25 protein-coding genes are annotated in these 23,918 nt (G+C 67.4%); 16 read left to right on the top strand and 9 right to left on the bottom strand.

Going from position 1 to position 23,918, the window contains the following annotated elements; genetic code table 11:
• Positions 1–8: 8 nt before the first annotated feature.
• The 12 genes from QFZ83_RS29955 to QFZ83_RS29900 all read left to right on the top strand — a co-directional run bounded on the left by QFZ83_RS29955 (position 9) and on the right by QFZ83_RS29900 (position 10,237).
• Positions 9–995, top strand: coding sequence for a tripartite tricarboxylate transporter substrate binding protein (locus QFZ83_RS29955; protein ID WP_307512010.1), 987 nt, complete (start codon positions 9–11; stop codon positions 993–995).
• Positions 996–1,012: 17 nt separating this feature from the next.
• On the top strand, positions 1,013–2,479 hold the full coding sequence (hpaE, locus tag QFZ83_RS29950) for a 5-carboxymethyl-2-hydroxymuconate semialdehyde dehydrogenase (RefSeq protein WP_307512007.1): 1,467 nt from the start codon (positions 1,013–1,015) through the stop codon (positions 2,477–2,479).
• The gene (locus QFZ83_RS29945; RefSeq protein WP_307512005.1) at positions 2,476–3,459 is read left to right on the top strand and encodes a tripartite tricarboxylate transporter substrate binding protein; all 984 of its coding nucleotides are present in this window, start codon (positions 2,476–2,478) and stop codon (positions 3,457–3,459) included. Before hpaE ends, QFZ83_RS29945 begins: the two co-directional genes overlap by 4 nt.
• 6 nt (positions 3,460–3,465) lie before the next feature.
• The gene (locus QFZ83_RS29940; protein ID WP_307512003.1) at positions 3,466–3,801 is read left to right on the top strand and encodes an aromatic ring-opening dioxygenase subunit LigA; all 336 of its coding nucleotides are present in this window, start codon (positions 3,466–3,468) and stop codon (positions 3,799–3,801) included.
• Positions 3,802–3,886: 85 nt separating this feature from the next.
• Positions 3,887–4,714, top strand: a complete 828-nt coding sequence (locus QFZ83_RS29935) for an extradiol ring-cleavage dioxygenase (protein WP_307512001.1) — start codon at positions 3,887–3,889, stop codon at positions 4,712–4,714.
• 23 nt (positions 4,715–4,737) lie between these two features.
• The gene (locus QFZ83_RS29930; RefSeq protein WP_307511999.1) at positions 4,738–5,145 is read left to right on the top strand and encodes a 5-carboxymethyl-2-hydroxymuconate Delta-isomerase; all 408 of its coding nucleotides are present in this window, start codon (positions 4,738–4,740) and stop codon (positions 5,143–5,145) included.
• Positions 5,146–5,157: 12 nt separating this feature from the next.
• Positions 5,158–5,961 carry a 2-oxo-hept-4-ene-1,7-dioate hydratase gene (gene hpaH, locus QFZ83_RS29925; protein ID WP_307511998.1) on the top strand — a complete coding sequence of 268 codons (804 nt, stop codon included), beginning with the start codon at positions 5,158–5,160 and terminating at the stop codon, positions 5,959–5,961.
• Positions 5,962–5,974: 13 nt separating this feature from the next.
• Complete coding sequence (gene hpaI / locus QFZ83_RS29920; RefSeq protein ID WP_307511996.1) at positions 5,975–6,805, top strand: 4-hydroxy-2-oxoheptanedioate aldolase; 831 nt, start codon at positions 5,975–5,977, stop codon at positions 6,803–6,805.
• Positions 6,806–6,830: 25 nt separating this feature from the next.
• Positions 6,831–7,298, top strand: coding sequence for an ester cyclase (locus QFZ83_RS29915; RefSeq protein ID WP_307511994.1), 468 nt, complete (start codon positions 6,831–6,833; stop codon positions 7,296–7,298).
• A gap of 130 nt (positions 7,299–7,428) precedes the next feature.
• Positions 7,429–8,418 carry a Bug family tripartite tricarboxylate transporter substrate binding protein gene (locus tag QFZ83_RS29910; RefSeq protein ID WP_306880957.1) on the top strand — a complete coding sequence of 330 codons (990 nt, stop codon included), beginning with the start codon at positions 7,429–7,431 and terminating at the stop codon, positions 8,416–8,418.
• Positions 8,419–8,436: 18 nt separating this feature from the next.
• Positions 8,437–9,237 carry a class II aldolase/adducin family protein gene (locus QFZ83_RS29905; RefSeq protein WP_307511993.1) on the top strand — a complete coding sequence of 267 codons (801 nt, stop codon included), beginning with the start codon at positions 8,437–8,439 and terminating at the stop codon, positions 9,235–9,237.
• A 22-nt stretch (positions 9,238–9,259) separates the two neighbouring features.
• Complete coding sequence (locus tag QFZ83_RS29900; protein WP_307511992.1) at positions 9,260–10,237, top strand: 2-dehydropantoate 2-reductase; 978 nt, start codon at positions 9,260–9,262, stop codon at positions 10,235–10,237.
• A 215-nt stretch (positions 10,238–10,452) separates the two neighbouring features.
• Here QFZ83_RS29900 and QFZ83_RS29895 read toward each other — a convergent pair whose 3' ends face one another.
• Positions 10,453–11,406: a DMT family transporter gene (locus QFZ83_RS29895; protein ID WP_307511990.1), complete on the bottom strand. Its 954-nt coding sequence runs from the start codon at positions 11,404–11,406 to the stop codon at positions 10,453–10,455.
• 94 nt (positions 11,407–11,500) lie between these two features.
• Between QFZ83_RS29895 and QFZ83_RS29890 the strand changes: the two genes are divergently transcribed.
• On the top strand, positions 11,501–12,475 hold the full coding sequence (locus QFZ83_RS29890) for a LysR family transcriptional regulator (protein ID WP_307511988.1): 975 nt from the start codon (positions 11,501–11,503) through the stop codon (positions 12,473–12,475).
• On the opposite strand, the gene QFZ83_RS29885 is transcribed toward QFZ83_RS29890, so the two are convergent.
• Positions 12,429–13,178, bottom strand: a complete 750-nt coding sequence (locus tag QFZ83_RS29885) for a hypothetical protein (RefSeq protein WP_307511986.1) — start codon at positions 13,176–13,178, stop codon at positions 12,429–12,431. The two genes, QFZ83_RS29890 and QFZ83_RS29885, sit on opposite strands and share 47 nt — an antisense overlap.
• Complete coding sequence (alr, locus tag QFZ83_RS29880) at positions 13,175–14,275, bottom strand: alanine racemase (RefSeq protein WP_307511984.1); 1,101 nt, start codon at positions 14,273–14,275, stop codon at positions 13,175–13,177. Before alr ends, QFZ83_RS29885 begins: the two co-directional genes overlap by 4 nt.
• A 193-nt stretch (positions 14,276–14,468) precedes the next feature.
• Between alr and lplT the strand changes: the two genes are divergently transcribed.
• The 3 genes from lplT (at position 14,469) to QFZ83_RS29865 (ending at position 17,234) form a co-directional block, all read left to right on the top strand.
• A complete protein-coding gene (gene lplT / locus QFZ83_RS29875; protein WP_307511982.1) occupies positions 14,469–15,773 on the top strand; it encodes a lysophospholipid transporter LplT in 1,305 nt (434 codons plus the stop codon).
• A gap of 70 nt (positions 15,774–15,843) precedes the next feature.
• Entirely contained in the window at positions 15,844–16,734 is an 891-nt protein-coding gene (locus QFZ83_RS29870) for a DMT family transporter (RefSeq protein ID WP_306880952.1), read from the top strand.
• 11 nt (positions 16,735–16,745) lie between these two features.
• Positions 16,746–17,234: a glutathione peroxidase gene (locus tag QFZ83_RS29865; protein ID WP_013538698.1), complete on the top strand. Its 489-nt coding sequence runs from the start codon at positions 16,746–16,748 to the stop codon at positions 17,232–17,234.
• A 20-nt stretch (positions 17,235–17,254) separates the two neighbouring features.
• Here the strand turns inward: QFZ83_RS29865 and QFZ83_RS29860 are convergent, their stop codons facing one another.
• The 6 genes from QFZ83_RS29860 to QFZ83_RS29835 all read right to left on the bottom strand — a co-directional run bounded on the left by QFZ83_RS29860 (position 17,255) and on the right by QFZ83_RS29835 (position 23,884).
• Positions 17,255–17,680 (bottom strand): carboxypeptidase regulatory-like domain-containing protein, encoded by a 426-nt coding sequence (locus QFZ83_RS29860; RefSeq protein ID WP_307511980.1) that lies wholly within the window; start codon positions 17,678–17,680, stop codon positions 17,255–17,257.
• 89 nt (positions 17,681–17,769) lie between these two features.
• On the bottom strand, positions 17,770–19,023 hold the full coding sequence (glcF, locus tag QFZ83_RS29855; RefSeq protein WP_307511978.1) for a glycolate oxidase subunit GlcF: 1,254 nt from the start codon (positions 19,021–19,023) through the stop codon (positions 17,770–17,772).
• Positions 19,024–19,042: 19 nt separating this feature from the next.
• Positions 19,043–20,134, bottom strand: a complete 1,092-nt coding sequence (gene glcE, locus QFZ83_RS29850) for a glycolate oxidase subunit GlcE (RefSeq protein WP_307511977.1) — start codon at positions 20,132–20,134, stop codon at positions 19,043–19,045.
• Between the two features lie 18 nt (positions 20,135–20,152).
• Positions 20,153–21,655 carry an FAD-linked oxidase C-terminal domain-containing protein gene (locus tag QFZ83_RS29845; RefSeq protein WP_307511976.1) on the bottom strand — a complete coding sequence of 501 codons (1,503 nt, stop codon included), beginning with the start codon at positions 21,653–21,655 and terminating at the stop codon, positions 20,153–20,155.
• 129 nt (positions 21,656–21,784) lie between these two features.
• Complete coding sequence (locus QFZ83_RS29840) at positions 21,785–22,666, bottom strand: LysR substrate-binding domain-containing protein (RefSeq protein WP_307511974.1); 882 nt, start codon at positions 22,664–22,666, stop codon at positions 21,785–21,787.
• A 288-nt stretch (positions 22,667–22,954) separates the two neighbouring features.
• Complete coding sequence (locus tag QFZ83_RS29835; RefSeq protein ID WP_307511973.1) at positions 22,955–23,884, bottom strand: SMP-30/gluconolactonase/LRE family protein; 930 nt, start codon at positions 23,882–23,884, stop codon at positions 22,955–22,957.
• Positions 23,885–23,918: the final 34 nt, after the last annotated feature.

Genomic DNA, 23,918 nt, shown 5'->3' with positions numbered 1-23,918 from the left:
CAAACGCAATGAACGCCAGAAAGAAAACACTCGCCGTCGCCCTCGTGGCGCTGACTGCCTCGATGCTCGCGCTCGATGCACCGGCGCAGACGGTCGCCTATCCCACCAAGCCCGTGCGATGGGTGGTGGGCTACCCGGCCGGCGGCGGCACCGACTTTCTCGCGCGCACGGTCGGCGCGCAGGTGTCGCAGCAGATGGGCCAGCCGGTGCTGGTCGACAACAAGCCGGGCGCGGGCGCGATCATCGCGTCGGAGAACGTGGCACGCGCACCGGGCGACGGCTACACGGTGTTCTCGGCCGACAACGGCGTGCTGGTCTACAACCCCGCGCTCTACAAGAAGCTGCCCTACGACGCCGAGAAAGACTTCGCGCTCGTCGGCATGATGGGCCGCTCGCCGCTGGTCATCACCGCCGCGCCCAACGCCGGCGTGGCCGATGCGAAGGCGCTCATCGCGGCGCTGAAGGCATCGCCCGGCAAATTCAGCATCGCGACGCCCGGCACCGGCAGCCCGCACCACCTGGCGATGGAACTGTTCCAGCGCGAGGCCGGCGTGTCGATGCTGCACGTGCCCTACAAGGGCGGCGCGCCGGCATTGCAAGACCTCATGGGCGGCCAGGTGCCGCTGATGATGCTCGACCTGCCCAGCGGCGTGAGCGCCGTGAAGGCCGGCAAGGTGATTCCGCTGCTGGCGATGTCGGCCGAGCGCATTCCGCAACTGCCCAACGTGCCCACTGCCAAAGAACTGGGCTACGCCAACGTCGAGGCCTACACCTGGCAAGGCCTGGTGACGCCCGCCGCTACGCCCAAGGAAGTGCAGGCAAAGCTCGGCACCGAACTCCAGAAAGCCATGGGCGATGCCGGCGTGAAGCAGAAGCTCTACGACGCCGGCTGGGAAGCACGCCCCGCCGACGCCACCGAAATGACGCGCTACGCCGATGCGGAGCGCAAGAAATGGCATGCCTTGATCAAGGCGCGCGACATCAAGCTCGACTGAAGAACCGGACACCCTCCATGCAACAGATCAACCACCTCATCGGCGGCAAGTCCGTCACGGGCAAGGACTACTTCGAAACCGTCAACCCCGCAACGCAGGAGGTGCTGGCCGAGGTCGCCTCGGGCGGCGAAGCAGAGGTGAACGCGGCCGTCGCCGCGGCGAAGGAAGCTTTCCCGAAGTGGGCCGGCATGCCCGCGCCCGAGCGCGCGAAGCTCATCCGCAAGCTCGGCGACCTGATCGCCGCGCACGTGCCCGAGATCGCGCAGACCGAGACCAACGACTGCGGCCAGGTCATCGCGCAAACGGGCAAGCAACTGATTCCGCGCGCGGCCGACAACTTCTATTACTTCGCCGAAATGTGCACGCGCGTGGACGGCCACACCTACCCCACGCCCACGCACCTGAACTACACGCTGTTCCACCCGGTGGGCGTGTGCGCGCTCATCAGCCCGTGGAACGTGCCGTTCATGACGGCCACCTGGAAGGTCGCGCCCTGCCTGGCCTTCGGCAACACAGCCGTGCTGAAGATGAGCGAGCTGTCGCCGCTCACGGCCGCGCGTCTGGGCGAACTCGCGCTCGAAGCCGGCATTCCGCCCGGCGTGCTGAACCTCGTGCACGGCTACGGCAAGGAAGCCGGCGAGCCGCTGGTGGCGCACCCGGACGTGCGCGCGATTTCGTTCACCGGCTCCACCGCCACGGGCAACCGCATCGTGAAGAGCGCGGGCCTCAAGAAGTTCAGCATGGAGCTGGGCGGCAAGAGCCCCTTCGTGATCTTCGAGGATGCCGACCTCGACCGCGCGCTCGACGCGGCCGTGTTCATGAGCTTCAGCAACAACGGCGAGCGTTGCACGGCGGGCTCGCGCATCCTGGTGCAGCAGTCGATCTACGCCGACTTCGCCGCGAAGTTCGCCGAACGTGCCAAGCGCATCACGGTGGGCGACCCGCTCGACGAGAAGACCATCGTCGGCCCGATGATTTCGCAGGCCCACCTGGCCAAGGTACGCAGCTACATCGAGCTCGGTCCGAAGGAAGGCGCGACGCTGTTGTGCGGTGGCCTCGATGCGCCGTCGAACCTGCCCGACCGCGTTCAGCGCGGCAACTACGTGATGCCCACCGTCTTCGCCGATGTCGACAACCGCATGAAGATCGCGCAGGAAGAAATCTTCGGTCCGGTCGCATGCCTGATCCCGTTCAAGGACGAGGCGCACGCCATCGAGCTCGCCAACGACATCGCCTACGGCCTTAGCAGCTACGTCTGGACCGAGAACATCGGCAAGGCCCACCGCGTGGCCGCCGCGGTGGAAGCCGGCATGTGCTTCGTCAACAGCCAGAACGTGCGAGACCTGCGACAGCCCTTCGGCGGCACCAAGGCTTCGGGCACCGGCCGCGAAGGCGGCACCTGGAGTTATGAAGTGTTCTGCGAGCCGAAGAACATCGCTGTGTCGATGGGCTCGCACCACATTCCGCACTGGGGCGTGGCGTGAACACCAGCCGCCGTGCGCTGCTGCAGGGCGCCGCCGCGCTCGCGGCCCTGCCGTCGCTCGCGCCATACGCCCACGCACGCGGCGACTGGCCCAACAAGCCGGTGCGCATCGTCGTGCCCTTTCCGCCCGGCGGCACCACCGACTTCGTCGCGCGGCTCATGGCGGCCGAACTCGGCAAGACGCTCGATCAGGCGGTGATCGTCGAGAACAAGCCCGGCGCGGGCACGGTGATCGGCGTCGATTCGGTCGCCAAGTCCGCGCCCGATGGCTACAGCTTCGTCTGCGTGGCCAACAGCTTCACAGCGAACCAGACGCTGGTGCGCAAGCTCCCTTACGACACGCAGAAAGACCTGCGCCCGGTCGCGCTCATGGGCATGTCGGAGCACGTGCTCGCCACGCATCCATCGAGCGGCCTGAAGACGCTGGCCGACCTGCGCAACCAGGCGAAGGCGAAGCCCGGCACGCTGAGCTTCGCTTCCTTCGGCAACGGCACCTCGGCCCACCTGTCGGGCGAAATGCTCAAGCTGCAGATGGGCCTGGACATCGTGCACGTGCCCTACAAGGGCCAGGGCCCCGCGCTCACCGACCTGCTCGGCGGGCAGGTGACGATGATGTTCGGCAACTGGCCCGAGTTCCGCGGCCACATCCAGAGCGGCAAGCTGGTCGCGCTGGGCATGGCGACCGCGCAGCGCTCGCAGTACGCGCCCGCCATACCCACACTCGCAGAACAGGGCGTGGCCATCGAGTCCAATTCGTGGAACGGCCTGCTGGCGCCCGCCGGCACGCCCGATGCCATCGTGCTGCGCATGAACGACGAGGTGAACCGCGCGCTCGCGGGCCCTGCCGTGACCGAGGCTTTCCGCAAGGGCGGAATCGCATCGCTGTCGGGCACGCCCGAGCGCTTCGCGGCGTTCATCCAGAGCGAGATCGCGAAGTACGGCGACGTGATCCGCAAGGCCAACATCCAGATCGAGGGCTGAAAGACGATGAGCCTCTATGCGATGCAGAAATTCCTCTTCGCGCTCAACCGCGAAGCCGAGGTGCAGCGCCGGTATGCGGAAGGCGGCGAGGTGCGCGCCGCGCTGCTCGCCGACTACGACCTCGACGACGAAGAGCGCGAAGCCATCGCGACCGGCGACATCGGGAAGCTCTACGTACTCGGCTGCAACGGCCAGTTGCTGATGCACTTCGCGCCGCTGCTCGGCATCGCGTGGGCCGACTACCTGGAAGCCATGCGCGAAGGCGTGCGCAAGTACGGTCCCGTGCGCGCCGGCATCTACGCAATGACAACTGGAACGAACGAGAAAGTGGCAGGAATATGAAGACCCCCACGCTCCCCACTTCGTGTGGTTCGCTGCCCCCCGAGGGGGTGCTCGATGCCCTTCGGGCGGCCGGGCGGGCATCGAGATGAGTCTCGTATTCGCAGGCGTGTGCAGCCACGCCCCCGGCATCACGGGCCGCGCGCATCTCGCCGACGCGGCGGTGAAGGACGAGTTCCACGCGCAGTTCCACCGCTTCGGCGAGGCGATGCGCGCGACGAAGCCCGATGCGGTGATCGTCATCGCCGCCGAGCACTTCGCGAACTTCTTCATGAACAACATGCCGGCCTACGCCATCGGCATGGCCGACAGCTACGAGGGTCCGATCGAGGACCCGAAGTGGCTGGGCATCGAGAAAACGAAAGTGCCCGGCGACGCCGCGCTCTCCCAGCGCCTGATCCGCGAGGTGATGCAGACGGTGGACGTGGCCTACGCGGAAGAGTGGAAGTTCGACCACGGCATCATGGTGCCGCTGAATTTCCTCACGCCGCGGTTCGACACCAAGGTCATCCCCGTGAACATCAACTGCCAAGGCCCGCCGCTCACGCCGCTGCACCGCGCCTGGGCCTTCGGCGAAGCCTTGCGCCGCGCCTGCGACAAGGCGCCAGAGCGCATCGCGCTGGTGGGCACGGGCGGCATCTCGCACTGGCCGGCCACGCCGGATTCTGGCAAGGTGAATGCCGAGTGGGACGCCGAGTTCATGCGCCGCTGGTGCGCCAACGACCGCGAGGCGCTGCTCTCGCAAGGCGACTACAACGACGAGGCCACCTACCGCGAAGCGGGCCAGGGCGGCTTCGAGATCCGCACCTTCCTGAGCGTGGCCGCGGCCGCGCGCGGCAAGGGCGAGATCTTCCACATGAAGGCCATCCCGATCTTCGCGGTGACCTGCACGGCCGCCGTCATGTCGGTGGCCTGAACGAAAGAAGAAAGAACAGCGACATGCCGCACCTGGTGATCCTCTACACGCCCAACATCGAAGCCGAGACCGACATGTCGGCCCTGTGCCGCACGCTCGCCGACACGATGCTGAAGCAACGCGACGAGGCGGACAAGCCCGTGTTCCCCATCGGTGGCACGCGCGTGCTGGCCTACCCCGCCGCGCACTATGCGGTGGCCGACGGCAAGGCCGACTACGCCTTCGTCTACCTCAACATCCGCATGGCCGCGGGGCGCTCCGAAGCGGTGAAGAAGAAGGCCGGCGACGAACTGCTGGCCGATGTGCGCGCGCATTTCGCGGCGATCTTCGACAAGCGCCACATCGGCATCACGCTGCAGATCGACGAGAGCCCGGGGCAGGTTTACGACGGCAAGCACAGTAACCTGCATCCTCTGTTCAACAAGACCTGAGCGAAGGCCTCCATGCTCTCTTCCGACACCATTGCCAAGCTGGCCGCCGAGCTGCACGAGAGCGAGAAGTCGCGCGTGCAGGTCGAGCACTTCTCCAAGCGCTTTCCCGAGATGACCGTCGAAGACGGCTACGCCGTCTCGCGCGCATGGGTGAAGCACAAGATCGCCGAGGGCCGCACGGTGAAGGGCCACAAGATCGGCCTCACCTCGCGCGCGATGCAGCAGTCCAGCCAGATCGACGAGCCCGACTACGGCACGCTGCTGGACGACATGTTCTTCGAGCAGGGCGGCGACATTCCCTTCACGCGTTTCATCGCGCCGCGCATCGAGGTGGAGTTGGCCTTCATCCTCGGCAGGAAGCTGCAAGGCCCGGGCGTGACCATCTTCGACGTGCTCGCCGCCACCGACTACGTGGTGCCCGCCATCGAGATCATCGATGCGCGCATCGAGCAGTTCGACCGCCACACCAAGGCGCCGCGCAAGGTGTTCGACACCATCTCCGACAACGCGGCCAACGCCGGCATCGTGATGGGCGGGCGGCCGGTGAAGCCCGATGCGGTCGACCTGCGCTGGGTGAGCGCGCTCCTCTACAAGAACGGCGTGATCGAGGAAACGGGCGTGGCCGCGGGGGTGCTCAACCACCCGGCCACCGGCGTGGCGTGGCTTGCGAACAAGCTCGCGCCGTGGGACGAACACCTCGAAGCCGGTGAAGTGGTGCTGGCGGGTTCCTTCACGCGGCCGACCACGGCGCTGCCGGGCGACACCTTCCACGCCGACTACGGCCCTCTCGGCGCGATCTCGTTCCGCCTTGTCTGAAATAAAGACGCTCATGCAAACCCCCATCAACACCTTCAAGCAAGCGATGCAGGCCGGCCAGCAAAAGATCGGCCTCTGGGTCGGCTTGGCCGATGGCTACGTCGCGGAAATCCTCGCGGGCTGCGGCTACGACTGGCTGCTGGTCGACGGCGAGCACGCGCCCAACGACGTGCGCTCGGTGCTCGGTCAGTTGCAGGGCATTTCGAGCGCGTGGTCGGCGCAGCCCGAATCGGAGCGCTCGCATCCGGTGGTGCGCATTCCGACGGGGGACACCACGCTGATCAAGCAGTACCTGGACATCGGCGCGCAGACGCTGCTGGTGCCGATGGTGGATACGGCCGAGCAGGCCGCGCGCATGGTGCAGGGCATGCGCTATCCGCCCGAGGGCATCCGCGGCATGGGCAGTGCACTCGCGCGTGCCTCGCGCTGGCAGGCCTATCCGCAGTACCTGCACGAAGCCAATGCACAGACCTGCCTCCTGGTGCAGGCCGAGACGGTCGAGGCGATGAAGAACCTCGATGCCATCGCGGCGACACCGGGCGTGGACGGCGTGTTCATCGGACCGGCCGACCTGTCGGCATCGATGGGCTTCGTGGGCCAGCCCAACCACCCGGAGGTGCAGGCCGTGATCGCCGATGCCATCGCGCGCATCCGGAAAGCCGGCAAGGCGCCGGGCATTCTCTCGACCACCGAGGAGCAGGCGCGCAAGTGGCTCGCGACCGGTGCGCTGTTCGTGGCCGTGGGGGTGGACACCATCGTGCTCACCGCCGCGGCGAAGCAGTTGGCGGCGAAATACAAGAACGCCGCGGGCACCGCGAGTGCTGTCACGCCCAACGGCTACTGAAATCCTTTCACACCGGGAGCTCCAGATGAAACGCATGATCCTGGCCGCCGCTGTCGCGACGGCCACCCTCTTCCTCGCAGCCTGCGCACAACCGGGCGGCAGTCCGATCGCCCAGGCACGGCAGGAAGCCAACCGCCAGACGGTGCTCGCCTTCTACGAGAAGGGTCTGAACCAGAAGGACGCCGACGCGGCCCTGCAGTACGTCGGCAACCGCTACGTGCAGCACAACCCCACCGCAGCCGACGGCCCCGAGGGCTTTCGCAAGTTCATCGCCTTCCTGCGCGAGAAGTTTCCGAATTCGCGCAGCGAGATCAAGCGCTCCTTCGTCGATGGCGACTACGTGATCCTGCATGTGAACGCGGTGCGCGAGCCGGGCACGCGCGGCAGCGCCATCGTGGACATCTTCAAGCTGGAGAACGGAAAGATCGTCGAACACTGGGATGTGGTGCAGCCCGTGCCCGAAACCGCCGCCAACAAGAACGGAATGTTCTGACAGCGAACTCGCCGGTCGAGGAAAACGTGTCGCGGCTTTCAAAACGTGAGGTAAACGCGGGGGTCCCGCCCCATGCCTTGCTGGAAAAATACGCGCTCACGAACCACCACCACCCGGAGAGAGACCCATCATGAGCTTCACACGCCGCCAGATCCTTCAGACCACCGGCGCCTCGGCGCTGCTTGCGAGCATCGGCCAGCAGGCCTACGCGCAAGCGGGCATCGAGACCGCGACCATCGTCACCGGCTTCGCGGCCGGCGGCACCTCGGACACCATCTGCCGTCGCCTCGCGCAGAAGCTCAGCCCCGAATACGCCAAGGCGGCGGTGGTCGAGAACCGCACCGGCGCAGGCGGCCAGATCGCGGTCACCTACGTGAAGGGCCGGCCGGCCGATGGCGTCACCATCCTGCAGACGCCGACCTCGATCCTCACGATCTATCCGCACATCTACAAGAAGCTGCCGTACGACCCGATGGTGGACCTCACCCCGGTAAGCATCGGCTGCATCTTCGACTTCGGCTTTGCCGTCGGCCCGTCTGTGCCGGCCAGCGTGAAGAGCGTGCCCGAGTTCCTCGCCTGGGCCAAGGCCAACCCGGCCGGCGCCAACTTCGGCTCGCCGGCCGCGGGCTCCACGCCGCACTTCATCGGCGCGCTGCTGGGCAAGAAGGGCGACGTCGAACTCAAGCACGCCGCCTACCGCGGCACGCAGCCGGCGATGCTCGACCTCCTGGGCGGCAACATCTCGGCCGTGTCGGGCCCGATCGGCGACATCACCCAACATCTGCAGTCGGGCAAGGTGCGCATCCTGGGCGTCTCGGGTGCCAAGCGCAGCCGCTTCGCGCCCGATGTGCCGACCTTCGGCGAGCAGGGCATCAAGGACATGGCGCACAGCGAGTGGTTCGCCTTCTTCCTGCCGGCCAAGGCATCGCCCGAGCTGGTGGCGCGCCTGAACACCGCGATGAAGAACGCGCTCGCGCAAAAGGACGTGATCGACGGCCTGGGCACCTTCGGGCTGGACGCCATGTCCTCCACGCCCGCCGAGCTGACCGAGCTGCTGAAGAAAGACACCGCCAAGTGGGCGCCGATCGTGAAAGAGGTCGGCTTCACCGCGGAGGGTTAACCGTATGAAGGAACTGCAATGAACACCCCACTCGCCACCGCGACCTCGACGCCTTCGGCGCTGGTCCATCCCTCGATCCACCCCGACGAGCGCGCCGCGCGCGAAGAACTCGCGGCCTGCTATCGCGTCTTCGCGATGCTGGGCTGGGTCGAGATGATCTACAACCACATCACGGTGCGGCTGCCCGACAGCGTGACCGGTGGCGAGAAGCAGTTCCTCATCAACCCCTTCGGGCTTCACTACAGCGAGGTGACGGCCAGCAACCTCGTGAAGATCGACCTGCAGGGCAAGGTGCTCGATGGTTCGTCTTACCCGGTGAACCCCGCCGGCTTCACGGTGCACGCGGCCATTCACGACGGCCTGCCCGGCGCGCACTGCGTGATGCACACCCACACCACGGCCGGCGTGGCCGTGGCGTGCCTCGAGGGCGGCCTGCAGCAGACCAACTTCTATACCGCCCAGCTGCACGGCATGGTGGCGTACCACGACTTCGAGGGCATCACGATCCATGCCGACGAAGGCCCGCGCCTCCTCCAGAGCATCGGCAACCGCAACGCGGTGATCCTGCGCAACCACGGCCTCCTGGCCTGGGGCCAGACGCTGCCGCAGACCTTCGCGATCCTGTGGACGCTGCAGCGCGCCTGCGAGATCCAGATGGCGACCTTCTCGATGGGCGCGGCCATTCCGGTGAGCGAGGAAATCGCCGAGCGCTGCACGCGCGATGCGCTGCAGTTCAGCCCCGCGCACGGCGCCGGCCAGGACGTGTTCAATGCACTGGTGCGGCAGGTCGACCGCATCGACCCGAGCTACAGAAACTGAAAAGATCGAGACGGCCTCTCCCATGAAGATTTGTATTTACGGCGCCGGCGCCATCGGCGGCTGGATCGGTGCCGGCCTCGCGCAGGCCGGCGAACGGCTCAATGTGGTGGCACGCGGCGCGACGCTCGAGGTGCTGCAACGCGACGGCCTTTCGCTGATGCGCGGCGACGTGCGCACGCGCGTCCCCGTCAACGCAGTGGCCGATCCTGACGCCCTCGGCGTGCAGGACCTGGTGGTCATCGCCGTGAAGGCGCCCGCGCTGGCGGCCGTGGCCGAACGCATCGGGCCGCTGATCGGACCCGACACCATCGTGCTGGTCGCGATGAACGGCGTGCCGTGGTGGTTTCTCGAAGGCGGCTTCGGCGGCGAAATCACCGGCCGCCGGCTGGCCGCGGTCGACCCCGATGGCGCGATCGCGAAGGCCATTCCGGCCCGCAACGTGATCGGCTGCGTGGTGCATGCAAGCTGCTCGCTCGACGGGCCGGGCGTGGTGCGGCATCACTTCGGCAACGGGCTGATCGTCGGCGAGCCTTCGGGCGAGGCCACGCCGCGCGTGCAGGCGCTGGTCGACCTCTTGACCCGCGCGGGCATCAACACCACGCTGTCGCCGCAGATCCAGAAGGACGTGTGGTTCAAGCTCTGGGGCAACATGACGGTGAACCCGATCAGCGCGCTGACCGGTGCCACCACCGACCTCATCATGGGCGACGACTACGTGCGCGGCTTCATCTCGGCCGTGATGCTGGAGGCCAAGGAGATCGGCCGACGCATCGGCATCGAGATCACGCAGAGCCCCGAAGACCGTCACGAGGTGACGAAAAAGCTCGGCGCGTTCAAGACCTCGATGCTGCAGGACGTGGAAGCCGGGCGCTCGGTGGAACTCGATGCGCTGGTGACGGTGGTGCGCGAGCTGGGCGAGTTGACCGGGGTGGCGACGCCGTTCACCGATGCGTTGCTGGGGCTCGCGCGGTTGAGGACGCGGCAGCTTGGGTTGTACTGAGCGGCGCCGCGCTCACCCAAACTTCTCGGGCGGGGCGGGTGGCGCCGGCACATCCGGCTCTGCGGCATGCGCCGAGAAGCCAAGGGTTGCCATCGCGATGCCGCAAGCAGTGAATGCAGCGCGGGTCTTGTGCGTCGAGATCATGTGAGCTGCTTTCCTCCGGCCGGCATTGTCATTGGACGAAGGGCGCTGTTCGACGCCGCACGGCTACAAGTTCACGGAATTGGCGGCCGTGCCTCAAGCTTTTGCGGCATCGTCACCCACCACGCTGCCGCCACGATCAGCAACCCGCCGGCCCATCCCCACACCCCGACCGTTTCCCCGAATCCATACACCGCGATCAGCGCACCGAACACCGGCTCGCTCCCCATCAGCAGCGACACCCGGCTCGGACTCGAGCGCGAGGCCGCATGGTTCTGCGCGAAGAAGGCGAACACCGTGCACAGCAGCACGAGGTACGCCATGCCCCACCAGAAGGAAGCCGTTGCGGGCGGCATGTGCCAGGCGCCGCCGGAGGCGACGAGCGATATCGCCATCGCACCGAGCGCCATCACGCCCGACTGCACCGCGGTGAGCGTGAGGGCCGGCATCGTGTGGTGGCCGGCGAGTCGTCGCGTCATGCACACCATCACGGCGCGGAGGAACGCCGCGAGCACCATCAGCGCGTCGCCCCAACCCACGGCGATGTTGGCGGGCGAGGTGGCCGACAGCATCGCCGCTCCCACCGCCGACAGGCCCGCGGCCCAGAAGATGCGTTGCGCCGGGCGCTGCCCCAGCAGCCACCACTCGACGAACGGCGTGAGCGCCACGCACAGGCTGATCAGGAACGCGGCGTTGCTCGCCGTGGTCAGCGACACGCCGAAGGTCTCGCAGACGAAGATCGCCAGCAGGTTGGCGCCGAGCAGCCCGCCCACCGCGAGTCCCTGGCGCCACCGCGCATTGAACAAGGGCCGAAGCGCCGGCAACAGCACGACGAAGGTCAGCCCGAAGCGCAGCGCGATGAACTCCATCACCGGCAGTTGCTGCGTCACCTGCTTGGCGACCGCATAGCTGCCGCCCCACACGGCCGCCACCAGCAGCAGCATGACCTCGGCGGCGCCGATGCCGGACCACCACCTCCTCGCCTCCCACGTGGCTGGCGCGATGGCCTGCACTTGCTTTGAATCCATACTGTCGGCCGCCGTCCATGAACAAGAAAGAAAAAGATTGTTCAGGGCATCACACACGCCGAACAGCCATCGGCCGGAACAGGACCCTTGCGCCGTGGGAACGAATTCATTTCTCAAAGTGCTGCCCGAGATGGTGACCTTCCTGCGGGTCGCCGAACTCGGCAGCTTCTCCGCCGCGGCCGACCTGCTGGGCATGACGCCGTCGGCCGCGAGCCGGCAGGTCAAGCGGCTCGAAAAGGAAATCGGCGTGCAGCTGCTGCAGCGCACGACGCGCCAGCTGCGGCTGACCGAGCCCGGTGCCGAAGCCTTCGCGCGCTGCCGCGAACTGGTCGCGGCGGCGCAGGGCGCGATGGACATCGCGCAGCGGTTCTCGAAAAAGCCGAGCGGGCTGGTGCGCATCAGCGCGCCGAAGGCGTTCGCGCGTCGGGTGCTGCATCCGCACATCCTCGACTTCCTGCGGCGCTACCCCGAAGTGGATGTGCAGCTCATCGTGCAGGACCGCGACATCGATCCGATCCGCGAAGGCGTCGACCTCGTGGTGCGCCTGACGACCGAGCCGCCCGAGGGACTGGTGGCGCGGCAGTTGATGCCGGTCGCCCACATCCTCTGCGCCTCGCCGCGCTACCTGGAACAACACGAGGCGATTGCGCATCCCCGCGATCTGGTCGCGCACAGCTGCCTGTCGCTGGGCGAGCACGAGCGCGACAACCACTGGCGCTTCAGGCAGGGCGATGTGGAAGAAGCCGAGGTCGTGGTGCGGGGTCGCTACGTTTCGAACCACAGCGAGGTGCGCCTCGAAGCCGCACTCGCGGACCTGGGCGTGGCGTGCGTGCCGGCCTTCATGGCGCAGGAGGCGCTGGAGAGTGGCCGCGTCGTGCAGGTATTGGCCGGCTGGGAATTCCAGGGCAACTACCGCGGACACGCGTGGATTCTTTATCCGCCCAGCCGCTTCACCGTGCCCAAGTGCCGGGTGCTCATCGATTACCTGCTCGATGCGCTGGCCACCGGCCCCGAGAAAAAGCTCAGTGCGTCTTCAGCAAGACGCGGACCGCCTCGGGCAGCGAGTTGACCTGTGGCATGAAGTGGTCGAGCAACGCGCCGAGGATCACCGCGGAAATCAGCGCGCCGAGCAGCGGCTTCCAGGTCAGGCGCACGGCGGCCATGAGCCAGCCTTCGCGCGCCACGCGCACCGCGGCGCGGGCCGATACATAAGAAAACGCCACCTCGATCGCCACGGCCAGCAGCGCGTCCCAGCTGAAATACAGCAGCACGAGCGAGCCGACGCCGAACAGCACGGCCACGCAGATCAGGAAGATAGCGACCACCGGCACGACGATGATCGCGCCTTCGTCGGAAGCGCCCGCGAGTTCCAGCGCACCGCCTGCCATGTCGGCGGCATCGCCGACACCGCTCGCGCGGCTGGCACGGCCTACGCTGCCGGCAACGTCCAAAGCGAATTCACCGGCATCCACCACGTCGCCGGCGCCCATGTCCAGGTTGGCGCCAACGCCGTCCTCCACCAGCCGCCGAGCCCACCAGCGCAGCACCAGCAGGTAGCCCAGATACCCCACGCCCAGCGTGAGGAAATAACGAACCGCCAACGAATCCACATGCAGCAGGTGCATCTGCAGCGCCGACACGCCCCACATCAGGAGGAGCGTGAACGTGCCGATCAGGATGCCGTGCGTGCGCAGGCTGTGGTTGCGGTGCAGGTCGCGCTCGACCTCCGTTTCCCAAAGGCGCACCGAGCGCCAGTTGGAAAGGATCTTCATTCGTCGGTGGGAGCAGCGAACGGCACGCGCTGGGCCACGGCGCACATGAGCTCGTAGCCGACGGTGCCCGCGGCCTGCGCGACTTCGTCGATGGGGAGCACCGCGCCCGTCGAAGCGGAGCGGCCCCACAGCGTGACCTCGGCGCCGAACTTCGCATCGGGCACCGGCGTGAGGTCGACGGTGATCATGTCCATGCTCACGCGGCCCACCATGCGGGTGCGCACGCCGTTCACCAGCACCGGCGTGCCGGTGTTGCAATGGCGCGGATAGCCATCGGCGTAGCCGACCGCTGCCACGCCGATGGTGAGCGGCCCTTCGGCCGTGAAGTTGGAGCCGTAGCCGATGGTGTCGCCGGCCTTGAGCGTCTGCACCGAGAGCAGTTGGGTCGAGAGCGTCATCGTGGGCTGCAGTTGCCAGTGCGCCGCGTCGTGCAACGGAAAGTCGGGGGCGCTGCCGTACAGCACGATGCCGGGGCGCACCCAGTCGCCGCGCGTCTGGTCGGCGTGACGCAGGGTGGCTGCGCTGTTGGCAATGGAGCGCTCGCCCGGCAGGTCGCGCGTGGCGCGCTCGAAGGCTTCGAGCTGATGCGCGATGCCGCGGGGGCCGTCGGCGTCGCTGAAGTGCGTCATCAGCGAGATCTCGTCGACCTGCGTCAGTGCGTTGAGCCGCGTCCAGGCCGAGCCGAAGCGCTCGGGCGTGAAGCCCAGGCGGTTCATGCCCGAGTTCATCTTCAGGAAAACACGCTGCGGCTTGAGGGTCTTGTGCGCTGCGAGCATGTCGATCTGCTCGTCGCAATGCACGGTGTGCCAGAGGTCCAGTCGCGAGCACAGCTCCAGGTCGCGCGCATCGAACACGCCTTCCAGCAGCAGCACGGGGCCGCGCCAGCCCAGGGCGCGCACGCGCTCGGCCTCGGCCAGGTCGAGCAGCGCAAAGCCGTCGGCGCCGCGCAAGCCTTCATAGACCCGCTCGATGCCGTGGCCATAGGCATTGGCCTTGACCACGGCCCAGACACGGGCGTCGAGCGCCGAACGGCGGACCCGCTCCAGGTTGTTGCGAAGGGCGGCGGTGTGGACGGTGGCAAGAATGGGGCGCGGCATGGGGTGCTCTGGGCAGGCTGCAGGCGGACTGGGGGTAAGTTCAGACCACGTTTTAGCATTTCCGGGAATGGGGTCGAATACGGAAGGGATGCCCATTTCCACGTCGTACCCCCATGCTATAACCGCCCATTCGCTCCGGACGCGACACTTTTTCACTACCGCCAGCAGACCCCTCTGGCCAGCCAGCCCATCGATGAAGCGCGGTTTCTACACGATCATGTCGGCCCAGTTCTTTTCGTCGCTGGCCGACCAAGCGCTTTTCGTTGTTGCCGTCGATCTCATGCGAAGTTCGGGCGCCCCCGAATGGCAGCGCGCGGCACTGGTGCCGATCTTCGCGGTCTTCTACGTGGTGCTCGCGCCGCTGGTGGGCGCGTTTGCAGACGCGCTGCCCAAGGGCAAGGTGATGTTCATCAGCAACGCGATCAAGGTGATCGGCTGCCTGATGATGCTGTTCGGCTCGCACCCCCTGTTGTCGTATTCGATCGTGGGCCTGGGCGCGGCGGCCTACTCGCCGGCCAAGTACGGCATCCTCACCGAACTGCTACCCGCCTCCCAACTGGTCAAGGCCAACGGCTGGATCGAGGGCCTCACCATTGCCTCCATCCTCCTGGGCATCGTGCTGGGCGGCACGCTGGTGGGCCATGCGGTCTCCAGCCACTTGCTGGCCTTCGACTTCCCGCTGATCGACACCGGCATCGATTCCCCCGCCGAGGCCGCGATCTCGGTGCTGATCCTGGTCTACATGCTGGCCGCCTGGTTCAACACGCGCATCCCGCACACCGGCGTGGAGATGCGCCCGCTGCGCTCCAACCCCGAGCACGGCTTCGCACGCAACCTCGCCGCGCTGCTGCCCGACTTCTGGCATTGCAATGCGCGCCTGTGGCGCGACCGCCTCGGCCAGATCTCGCTGGCCACCACCACGCTCTTCTGGGGCGCGGGCGGCAACCTCAAGTACATCGTGCTGGCCTGGGCTTCGCTCGCGCTGGGCTACAACACGACGCAGGCCTCGGCGCTCACTGGCGTAGTGACCATCGGCACGGCCGTGGGCGCCATCGTGGCCTCGATGCGCATGCGGCTGGACATGGCCACCCGCGTGATCCCGATGGGCATCGCAATGGGCCTCATGGTCATCTGCATGAACTTCATCGGCAACGTGTGGCTGGCGGTGCCGTTCCTCATCATCCTGGGCGGCCTGGGCGGCTTCCTGGTTGTGCCGATGAATGCGCTCTTGCAGCACCGCGGCCACAACCTCATGGGCGCGGGCCGTTCGATTGCCGTGCAGAACTTCAACGAGCAGGCCTGCATCCTTCTGCTGGGCGGCTTCTACAGCGTGTGCACCGGGCTGGGCCTCTCGGCCTACGGTGCGATCAGCGCCTTCGGCCTCGTGGTGGCGGGGTGCATGTGGCTCATCAAGCGCTGGCACGGGAACAACCTCAAGAAGTACCCGGAAGAAGTCGAGCACCTGCTGGCCATCGCCCGCAGCGACAAACACCACTGACCTTGCGCGACTGCGTTGGTGAGACGGCCGGCGCGCCGAGCGCCGAAGCCCCTTTTCTCCCGACGCCACCATGCCCGCCCTCGCGCTGATCTTCAACGCCTTCGTCTGGGGGCTGTCGTGGTTTCCCTTCCGCCACATCGAAAGCCACGGCCTGCACCCGGTGTGGACCACTTGCCTCATCTACCTGGCCATCGCGACCGTGATGGGCGTCGTGCGCCGTCATGCCTGGAAGAGCTTCACGGCCTACCCGATGCTCGCGGTGCTGGGCCTTGCGGCGGGCTTCACCAACGTGGGTTTCAACTGGGCGGTAACGCAGGGCGACGTGATGCGCGTGGTGCTGCTGTTCTATCTGATGCCGCTGTGGAGCGTGCTGCTGGGCTGGTTGCTGCTGGGGGAGCGGCCCACGGGCGGCGCACTCGCGCGCGTGGCGCTGGCGCTCACCGGCGTGGTCGTGGTGCTCAAGGCGCCGGGCACCGACTGGCCGGTGCCATCGAGCCTGCCCGACTGGCTGGGCCTTGCGGCCGGCTTCAGCTTCGCGGTGACCAACATCGTGCTGCGCCACCTGCGGCCCGCGCCGGGCGAATCGCGTGCGCTCGCGATGTTCTGCGGCTGCACCTTCGTGGCGGGCATCGCGGCGCTGGTCGGCACCTCGCTCGGCGCCATTGCTTCGCCTCTGCAGGCCACGCCGGGCTGGCTCGGCTGGGCCGTGCTGCTGGGTGCGGGTTTCGTGATCGGCAACGTGTGTCTTCAATACGGCGCGGCGCGGCTCGCGGCCAGCGCGACCTCGGTGATCATGCTGTCGGAGGTGCTGTTCGCCAGCGTCTCGTCGGTGGCGCTCGGCGCCTCCACGATGGACCCGCGCATCCTCACGGGCGGCGCGCTGATCGTGCTGGGCGCCGTCTGGGCCGCGTTTGCACGAACGCCGGCCCGGGGCGATGATCGCGCCTCTGCGTCCACCTGAGGAACACCCCCATGACCAGCGTCTACGACTTCGAGGCCAACCAGATCGACGGCAAGCCCGTGAAGCTTTCCGCCTTCAAGGGCAAGGTGCTGCTGATCGTCAACACGGCGAGCAAATGCGGCTTCACGCCGCAGTTCGCCGGGCTGGAGGCGCTGCACGAGAAGTACGCCGACCAGGGCCTCGCGGTGCTGGGCTTTCCGTCGAACCAGTTCGGCTCGCAGGACCCGGGCACCAACGAGGAAATCGGCGCCTTCTGCACCAAGAACTACGGCGTGAGTTTTCCGATGATGGAGAAGATCGACGTCAACGGCAGCAACGCCGCGCCGCTCTACCAGTGGCTCACCAAGGAGAAGCCGGGCCTCCTGGGCCTCACCGCCATCAAGTGGAACTTCACCAAGTTCCTCATCGGGCGCGATGGCACGGTGCTCAAGCGCTATGCGCCGCTCGACACGCCCGCCTCGCTCACGCGCGACGTCGAGGCGGCGCTCGCAGCGGGCTGAACACCCGCTTCACGCCTTCTTCAGAAGCGGAAGCTGGCGGTCTTCGCGCCGCCGCCCACCGTCACCGTCTGGCTCTTGGCCTGCCCGCCGGCCGTGGTGACGTCGATGGTGTAGCGCCCGTCGGGAATGTCGATCAGGCACACCGGACCGTCGGCGCGAAAGGCCATGGCAGCGGACGAGTTGGTGTCGCCGCCCTTGATCGTGACGTCCACGCTGGCCATGTAGGCGCCGTCGGCGCGTGCGAACAGCAGCGAGAGCGGATGCTCCTTCATGGCCCCGCGCATCGCGTTCGATTCGTCGGAGCCGATGCCGCCGCAGACGTAGCGCGTAGGGCCGGCGCCCTGCCACGCAGGCATGGCGGACTGGGCATGAGCCGCCACGGCACCGGCCACGCAAGCGCAGGCCAGCAGAACGCGTCGCAGCGGAAGTTGGGTAACGTGGGACATGGCACAGGCTCCTTGCAGATTCGGTGCCGCCATGATGCGCCGCCAGCGTCCGCCGCGCGAGTCGGACCACGCCCTGCCCTGCTGTGCGATCAGGCCCTACCCTGCGCGCCCGGGCCGCGATCCAGCGCGGCGTCCAGCAGCTCGACCCAGTGCCGCACCGGCGTCTCTCCGCTGCCGCTTTGCAGGTGCGTGATGCAGCCGATGTTGGCCGAGGCGATGGTGGTGGGCTGCAGCTGCCTCAGGTGCCCCAGCTTGCGGTCGCGCAGCGGGTAGGCCAGCTCGGGCTGCAGCACCGAGTACGTTCCGGCCGAGCCACAGCACAGGTGCGATTCGTTCATCGCCACGCGCACGTCGAAACCCAGCGCACGCAAGTGCGTCTCGACACCGCCGCGCAGCTTCTGGCCGTGCTGCAGCGTGCACGGCGGGTGGTACGCGACCACGCCTTCGGGCGCGCGCACGCGGGCCTTCAACGCGGGCACGAGATCGGGCAGCAGCTCGCTCAGGTCGCGTGTCAGTTCGCTGATGCACGCCGCCTTCGCCGCATAGGCCGCGTCGTGCTGCAGGATGTGGCCGTACTCGCGCACCGTGACGCCGCAGCCCGACGCGTTCATCACGATGGCTTCGACTTCATTGCGCTCGACCTCTGGCCACCACGCATCGATGTTGGCGCGCATCTGCGCCTTGCCGCCTTCCTGGTCGTTGAGGTGAAACTTCACCGCGCCGCAGCAGCCGGCCTCCTTCGCGATCACGACCTGGATGCCCGCCGCGTCGAGCACGCGCGCGGTGGCGCTGTTGATGTTCGGCATCATCGACGGCTGCACACAGCCCGCGAGCATCAGCACCTTGCGCGCATGCGTGGCGGTGGGCCAGGCGCCCGCGTCCTGCTTCGCCGGCACCTTGGCCTTGAGCGCATCGGGCAACAAGCCGCGCACCGATTGCCCGAGCTTCATCGCCGGGCCGAAGAGCGGCGATGGCAAGCCTTCCTTCAGCAGCCAGCGCTTGGCCGATTCCATCGCGGGGCGCGGCACCTTCTCGTCGACGATCTTGCGGCCGATGTCCACGAGGTTGCCGTATTGCACGCCGCTCGGGCAGGTGCTCTCGCAGTTGCGGCAGGTCAGGCACCGGTCCAGGTGCAGTTGCGTGCTGCGCGTCGGCGTCTTGCCTTCGAGCACCTGCTTGATGAGGTAGATGCGTCCGCGCGGGCCGTCGAGCTCGTCGCCGAGCAGCTGGTAGGTCGGGCAGGTGGCGGTGCAGAAGCCGCAGTGCACGCACTTGCGCAGGATGGCTTCGGCTTCGCGGCCTTCGTCGGTGTCGCGGAATTCGGGGGCGAGTTCGGTTTGCATCGCGGGGTGTCGTCTCTTTTTATGCGTCTGCGAAAAGCCGGCCGCGATTGAAGATGCGGTGCGGATCGAACTCCTGCATCAGCGCACGGTGGATGCGGGCGATCGGAGCGCTCATCGCGTCGAAGCGGGGGATGTCCGAGGCAGGCGTTCTGAACAACGTGGCGTGTCCGCCCGCTGCGTGCGCGATCTCGCGAATGCGCGCGGCTTGATCCGGCGGCGCCTTGTACCAGCGCTGTCCGCCGTGCCACTCGATCAGCGGCGCGTTGCCATCGATGTCCAGCACCGGTGCGGTCTGCGGCACCGAAAGGCGCCAGAGTGCATCCGCTTCGTCGGAGGTGTCGAACCACGGCAACTGCTGGTCGCGCAGCGCCTGCCAGTCGGCAGCAGCCCGTGCGTTGTCCTTGCGCTCGCCACCGAGGTGCGTGCACGCCGCTTCCACGGCCGCGACGGCACCACGCAGCCGCAGGTAAAGCGCGCCGGCGCCGCCGTATTCGAACCAGCAGCTCGCATTCAGCGGCAGCGGCCGGCCGCCCCATTCATTGAGCAGCCGCAGCGCATCGGCCTGGCTGCAGGCGAATTCCAGCGTGGCCTCGGCGGGCGCGACGGGCAGCACCTTGAGACTCACCTCGGCGATCACGCCCAGCGTGCCGAGCGAGCCGGCGAGCACACGCGAGACGTCGTAGCCCGCGACGTTCTTCATCACCTGTCCGCCGAAGCTCAGTACATCGCCACGGCCGTTGACCAGCGTGGCGCCGAGCACGTAGTCGCGCACCGCGCCCACGCTGGCGCGCGCGGGACCGCTCAAGCCAGCGGCGACCATGCCGCCCACCGTGCCGTTGCTTGCGAAGTGCGGCGGCTCGAAGGGCAGGCACTGACCCTTCTCGGCCAACGCGGCTTCGAGTTCGGCTAGCGGCGTACCTGCGCGCACGGTGACAACGAGCTCGCTCGGCTCGTAGCTAGTGATGCCAGTGAGCGCTGTGGTGTCGAGGATGTCGCCTTGCAGCGCTTCGCCGTAAAAATCCTTGGTGCCACCGCCGCGAATCCAAAGGGGCGTGGCGTCGGCGGTTGCGGCGCGGATGCGCTCGACGATCTGGCTGAGGGCTTGATCCATGGTCTCTTCTTGTTGTTCTCAGAAGCGCGGCAGATCGGGATGCGGCAGCTTCCCACCACGCACCACCTGCTTGCCGTACTCGGCGCAGCGCTGCAGCGTCGGAATCACCTTGCCGGGATTCAACAGCCCGGCCGGATCGAACGCACGCTTCACGCCGAACATCTGCTCGTTCTCGGCCGCGGTGAACTGTACGCACATGCTGTTGAGCTTTTCGACGCCCACGCCGTGCTCGCCCGACACCGTGCCGCCCATCGCGACGCTGGTCTCCAGGATGTCGGCGCCGAAGAGTTCGCAGCGATGCAGCTCGTCCGGGTCGTTCGCATCGAACAGCACCAGCGGATGCAGGTTGCCGTCGCCCGCGTGAAACACGTTGCAGCAGCGCAGGTTGTACTTCTTCTCCATCTCCTGGATCGCGAGCAGGATGTCCGCGAGGCGCTTGCGCGGGATGGTCGAATCCAGGCACATGTAGTCGGGGCTGATGCGGCCCGACGCCGGAAAGGCGTTCTTGCGGCCGCTCCAGAATTTCATGCGCTCGTCTTCGCTGCTGCTCACCGCGATGGCGGTGGCGCCGCAGCCGCGCAGCACGGCGGTCATGCGGCCGATTTCTTCTTCGACCTCTTCGGGCGTGCCGTCGGATTCGCACAGCAGGATCGCCGCGGCATCGAGGTCGTAGCCTGCGCGCACGAAATCTTCGACGGCGGCGGTCATCGGCTTGTCCATCATCTCGAGCCCCGCGGGGATGATGCCGGCCGCGATCACCGCCGCGACCGCATCGCCGGCTTTGCGCACGTCATCGAAGCTGGCCATGATGCAGCGCGCGAGCTGCGGCTTGGGCACGAGCTTGACGGTGACCTCGGTGGTCACGGCCAGCATCCCTTCGCTGCCGATGACGAGTGCGAGCAGGTCGAGCCCCGGCGCATCGAGCGCGTCGCCGCCGAATTCGATGGCGTCGCCTTCGGCGGTGAAGCCGCGCACGCGCAGCACGTTGTGCAGCGTGAGGCCGTACTTCAGGCAATGCACGCCGCCCGAGTTCTCGGCCACGTTGCCGCCGATGGTGCAGGCGATCTGGCTCGACGGATCGGGCGCGTAGTAAAGGTTGAACGGCGCGGCCGCCTCGCTGATCGCGAGGTTGCGCACGCCGCATTGCACGACGGCCGTGCGGCTCACCGGATCGATCTTCAGGATGCGGTTGAACTTGGCGAGCGAGAGCGTCACGCCCAGCGCGTGGGGCATCGCGCCCCCTGAGAGCCCGGTGCCCGCACCGCGCGCCACAATCGGTACGCCAAGCTGATGGCAGGTCTTGAGCACCGCGGCGACCTGCGCCTCGGTCTCGGGCAGGGCCACAACAAGCGGCCGCTGCCGGTAGGCGGTGAGGCCGTCGCATTCATAGGGCGTGGTGTCCTCGGCGTGCCAGATCAGGGCATGCGCGGGCAGGTGCGCTTGCAGCGCACGCACTACCTGCGACTGGCGCTCTGTTTTCTGTAGCGAATCTTGCTGGACGGCAGTGAGCGGCGCATTCATGCGGCGGGCCTCTTGTCTTTTCTGGCGGATGTCTCGGGGGTACCGCACTCTACGGAAATGCGGCGGCGCCGGGTTGAAGCTTTTTTGCGCCGCGCTTGAAAGAACTTTGCCGGCCGCCCGGCCGCCCGCTCAGCGCAGGCTCTGCGCGAGCCAGTCGACGAAGGCCGCGCACTCCCAGCGCTCGAGCGTGCCGGGCTGCCAGCAGATGGTGTGCCGGTGCGGCGACGGCACCGCCTCGTCGGAGAGCGCCACGAGCCGCCCCGATTCGAACCATGCAGCGCCCATCTTCTGCCGCACCAGCGCCACGCCGAAGCCGCTGGCGGCCGCGTCGTAGACGAGCCCTAGGTCATTGAACTGGGAGCCGACATGAGGCTCGGGCTGGTCGATGCCGCAGTGCGCGAACCAGGTGCCCCAGGGTTCGAGCGGGCTGCGGATGAGCCGCGCGCTCGCGATCTCGGCCGCGGTGCGAAAGCCGTCGAACGGGCCGAACTCGTTGAGGTAGCTCGGGCTGCAGGCGGGCACCACTTCTTCCTCGAGCAGCAGGCGGTGTTCGCAATCGGCATAGGCGCCGGTGCCGTAGCGCACTTCGAGGTCGGCCTGCTCGGCTGTCACGTCGAGCAGGGGGATCGACACCTGCAGCACGAGTTCGATGTCCGGGTAGATGTTGCGGAACAGTTCGAGCCGGGGCATCAGGAACTGACGGCTGAAAGTCGGTGTGACAGCGATGCGCAGGCGCGTGGCGCGCGGTGCCGCGTTGGCCAGCGGCGTGGCCTGCAGTGCCGCGAGGCCGGTGCGCACGTTCGCGAGGTAGGCCGCGCCGTCGGCCGTCAGGCTGAAATCACTGCGGCCGAAGAGCTTGAAGCCGACGTGCGCTTCGAGTTGCCTGATGCGGTGACTGACTGCGCTGGGGGTGACGCACAGTTCGTCGGCTGCGCGGCCCGCGTGACGCAATCTCGCCACAGCTTCGAAGGTGAGCAGGCATTGGATCGGTGGGATGTGCTGGAGGGCCATGGTTCCTACGCTCTGGCCTCTTGTTCGGGGCGCGTGCACAGGCCACCGGATACTCCCCTCCGCGAATGTCCCCCGGGCTTCGCCCTCCTCCTTGATTTCGCTGCGGGGAGCACCCGATGCCCTGCGCACACAGAGCGCTGTCGTTGTTCTGGCCGATCAACGACTGCTCTGAATAACGAGCACGCCGATGGGGTGCCTTGCGCAGCGAAATCAAGGAGGAGGCGAAGCCGGGGGACATTCGCGGAGCAAGGTACCCCGTCGGCGTGATCGCGCCCTGAACGTCTCACCTTAGTCCTCGAAGAAGTTGACGGGCAACCCAGGCGTATCGACGCGCGTAGAGATCACCGTGCCAGATGCCGGAAGCCGTTCGATCTCTGCCGCAGGCCGACCCTTGCGACCGCTGGTGACGAACAGCGTCTTCAAATCGTCGCCACCAAAGCACGGCATGGTCGGGCACTGAACAGGCACGGGCACCGAGGCCACGATCTCGCCCGACGGCGCGAAGCGCAACAGTTGCGCGCCTTCGAACATCGCAACCCAGTAATGGCCTTCTGCATCGACCGTCGCGCCATCGGGACGGCCTTCGTAGCGAACGGACGCGGGCGTCCAGCCTTCGGGCTTGGCGTCGAACTGGTGGAACACGCGGGCGCGCGAGAGCGCGTTGGCCTCGGCATCCCAGTCCCATGCACAGACCACGTGCGCGGCGGTGTCGGCCCAGTAGAGAGTGCGCGCGTCGGGGGAGAACGAGAGGCCGTTGGCGGTGGTGGACTCGTTGGCCATCTGCGAAAGCGTGGGCGAAATGTCGGTGCCAGGGCGTGCATCGAAGCAGTAGAGCGCGGCGTTGGCGCGGTCTTTCGCCTCGTTGAGCGAACCGCCCCAGAAGCGCCCGAGCGGATCGCATTTGCCGTCGTTGAAACGCATGGTGCGCACGTCGTGCTCGACGCGCGCCATCGCGACCAGTTCACCGCCCCATTCGCGCGCGCGGTAGATGCCGTCGCGCAGTGCGATCACGAGGCCGCCGCTTCGGGCCGGCGCCATGCAGCCGGGTTCGGTGGAGAGGGCCCATCGCTCGACCGTGGCACTTGTCGTTCCGATCTCGCCGCGCGTTCGCAACACCGCGCGGCCTGGAATGTCGAGCCAGTAAAGGGAGCGTTCTTCAGGGTGCCAGAACGGCGATTCGCCGAGCTCGCAGAGGCTGTTGTCGAGGGAGGTCCACATGGTGGGGCGATTGTGCCCCTGGCGATGGCGGCGG

It is taken from the genome of Variovorax sp. W1I1 (genome assembly GCF_030815625.1).
GTDB lineage: Bacteria > Pseudomonadota > Gammaproteobacteria > Burkholderiales > Burkholderiaceae_C > Variovorax > Variovorax paradoxus_C.
This window is presented reverse-complemented; position numbering and strand designations above follow the sequence as displayed.

Bases quoted from the DNA above. Each gene is read 5' to 3' on its own strand.
- QFZ83_RS29905 (WP_307511993.1), top strand. From the start codon at position 8,437: ATGAACACCCCACTCGCCACCGCGACCTCGACGCCTTCGGCGCTGGTC.
- QFZ83_RS29935 (WP_307512001.1), top strand. From the start codon at position 3,887: ATGAGTCTCGTATTCGCAGGCGTGTGCAGCCACGCCCCCGGCATCACG.
- glcF (WP_307511978.1), bottom strand. From the start codon at position 19,023: ATGCAAACCGAACTCGCCCCCGAATTCCGCGACACCGACGAAGGCCGC.
- QFZ83_RS29930 (WP_307511999.1), top strand. From the start codon at position 4,738: ATGCCGCACCTGGTGATCCTCTACACGCCCAACATCGAAGCCGAGACC.
- QFZ83_RS29860 (WP_307511980.1), bottom strand. From the start codon at position 17,680: ATGTCCCACGTTACCCAACTTCCGCTGCGACGCGTTCTGCTGGCCTGC.
- QFZ83_RS29900 (WP_307511992.1), top strand. From the start codon at position 9,260: ATGAAGATTTGTATTTACGGCGCCGGCGCCATCGGCGGCTGGATCGGT.
- hpaE (WP_307512007.1), top strand. From the start codon at position 1,013: ATGCAACAGATCAACCACCTCATCGGCGGCAAGTCCGTCACGGGCAAG.
- QFZ83_RS29955 (WP_307512010.1), top strand. From the start codon at position 9: ATGAACGCCAGAAAGAAAACACTCGCCGTCGCCCTCGTGGCGCTGACT.
- QFZ83_RS29845 (WP_307511976.1), bottom strand. From the start codon at position 21,655: ATGAATGCGCCGCTCACTGCCGTCCAGCAAGATTCGCTACAGAAAACA.
- QFZ83_RS29835 (WP_307511973.1), bottom strand. From the start codon at position 23,884: ATGTGGACCTCCCTCGACAACAGCCTCTGCGAGCTCGGCGAATCGCCG.
- hpaI (WP_307511996.1), top strand. From the start codon at position 5,975: ATGCAAACCCCCATCAACACCTTCAAGCAAGCGATGCAGGCCGGCCAG.
- hpaH (WP_307511998.1), top strand. From the start codon at position 5,158: ATGCTCTCTTCCGACACCATTGCCAAGCTGGCCGCCGAGCTGCACGAG.
- alr (WP_307511984.1), bottom strand. From the start codon at position 14,275: ATGCCGCGCCCCATTCTTGCCACCGTCCACACCGCCGCCCTTCGCAAC.
- QFZ83_RS29840 (WP_307511974.1), bottom strand. From the start codon at position 22,666: ATGGCCCTCCAGCACATCCCACCGATCCAATGCCTGCTCACCTTCGAA.
- glcE (WP_307511977.1), bottom strand. From the start codon at position 20,134: ATGGATCAAGCCCTCAGCCAGATCGTCGAGCGCATCCGCGCCGCAACC.
- lplT (WP_307511982.1), top strand. From the start codon at position 14,469: ATGAAGCGCGGTTTCTACACGATCATGTCGGCCCAGTTCTTTTCGTCG.
- QFZ83_RS29910 (WP_306880957.1), top strand. From the start codon at position 7,429: ATGAGCTTCACACGCCGCCAGATCCTTCAGACCACCGGCGCCTCGGCG.
- QFZ83_RS29895 (WP_307511990.1), bottom strand. From the start codon at position 11,406: ATGGATTCAAAGCAAGTGCAGGCCATCGCGCCAGCCACGTGGGAGGCG.
- QFZ83_RS29915 (WP_307511994.1), top strand. From the start codon at position 6,831: ATGAAACGCATGATCCTGGCCGCCGCTGTCGCGACGGCCACCCTCTTC.
- QFZ83_RS29885 (WP_307511986.1), bottom strand. From the start codon at position 13,178: ATGAAGATCCTTTCCAACTGGCGCTCGGTGCGCCTTTGGGAAACGGAG.
- QFZ83_RS29865 (WP_013538698.1), top strand. From the start codon at position 16,746: ATGACCAGCGTCTACGACTTCGAGGCCAACCAGATCGACGGCAAGCCC.
- QFZ83_RS29870 (WP_306880952.1), top strand. From the start codon at position 15,844: ATGCCCGCCCTCGCGCTGATCTTCAACGCCTTCGTCTGGGGGCTGTCG.
- QFZ83_RS29940 (WP_307512003.1), top strand. From the start codon at position 3,466: ATGAGCCTCTATGCGATGCAGAAATTCCTCTTCGCGCTCAACCGCGAA.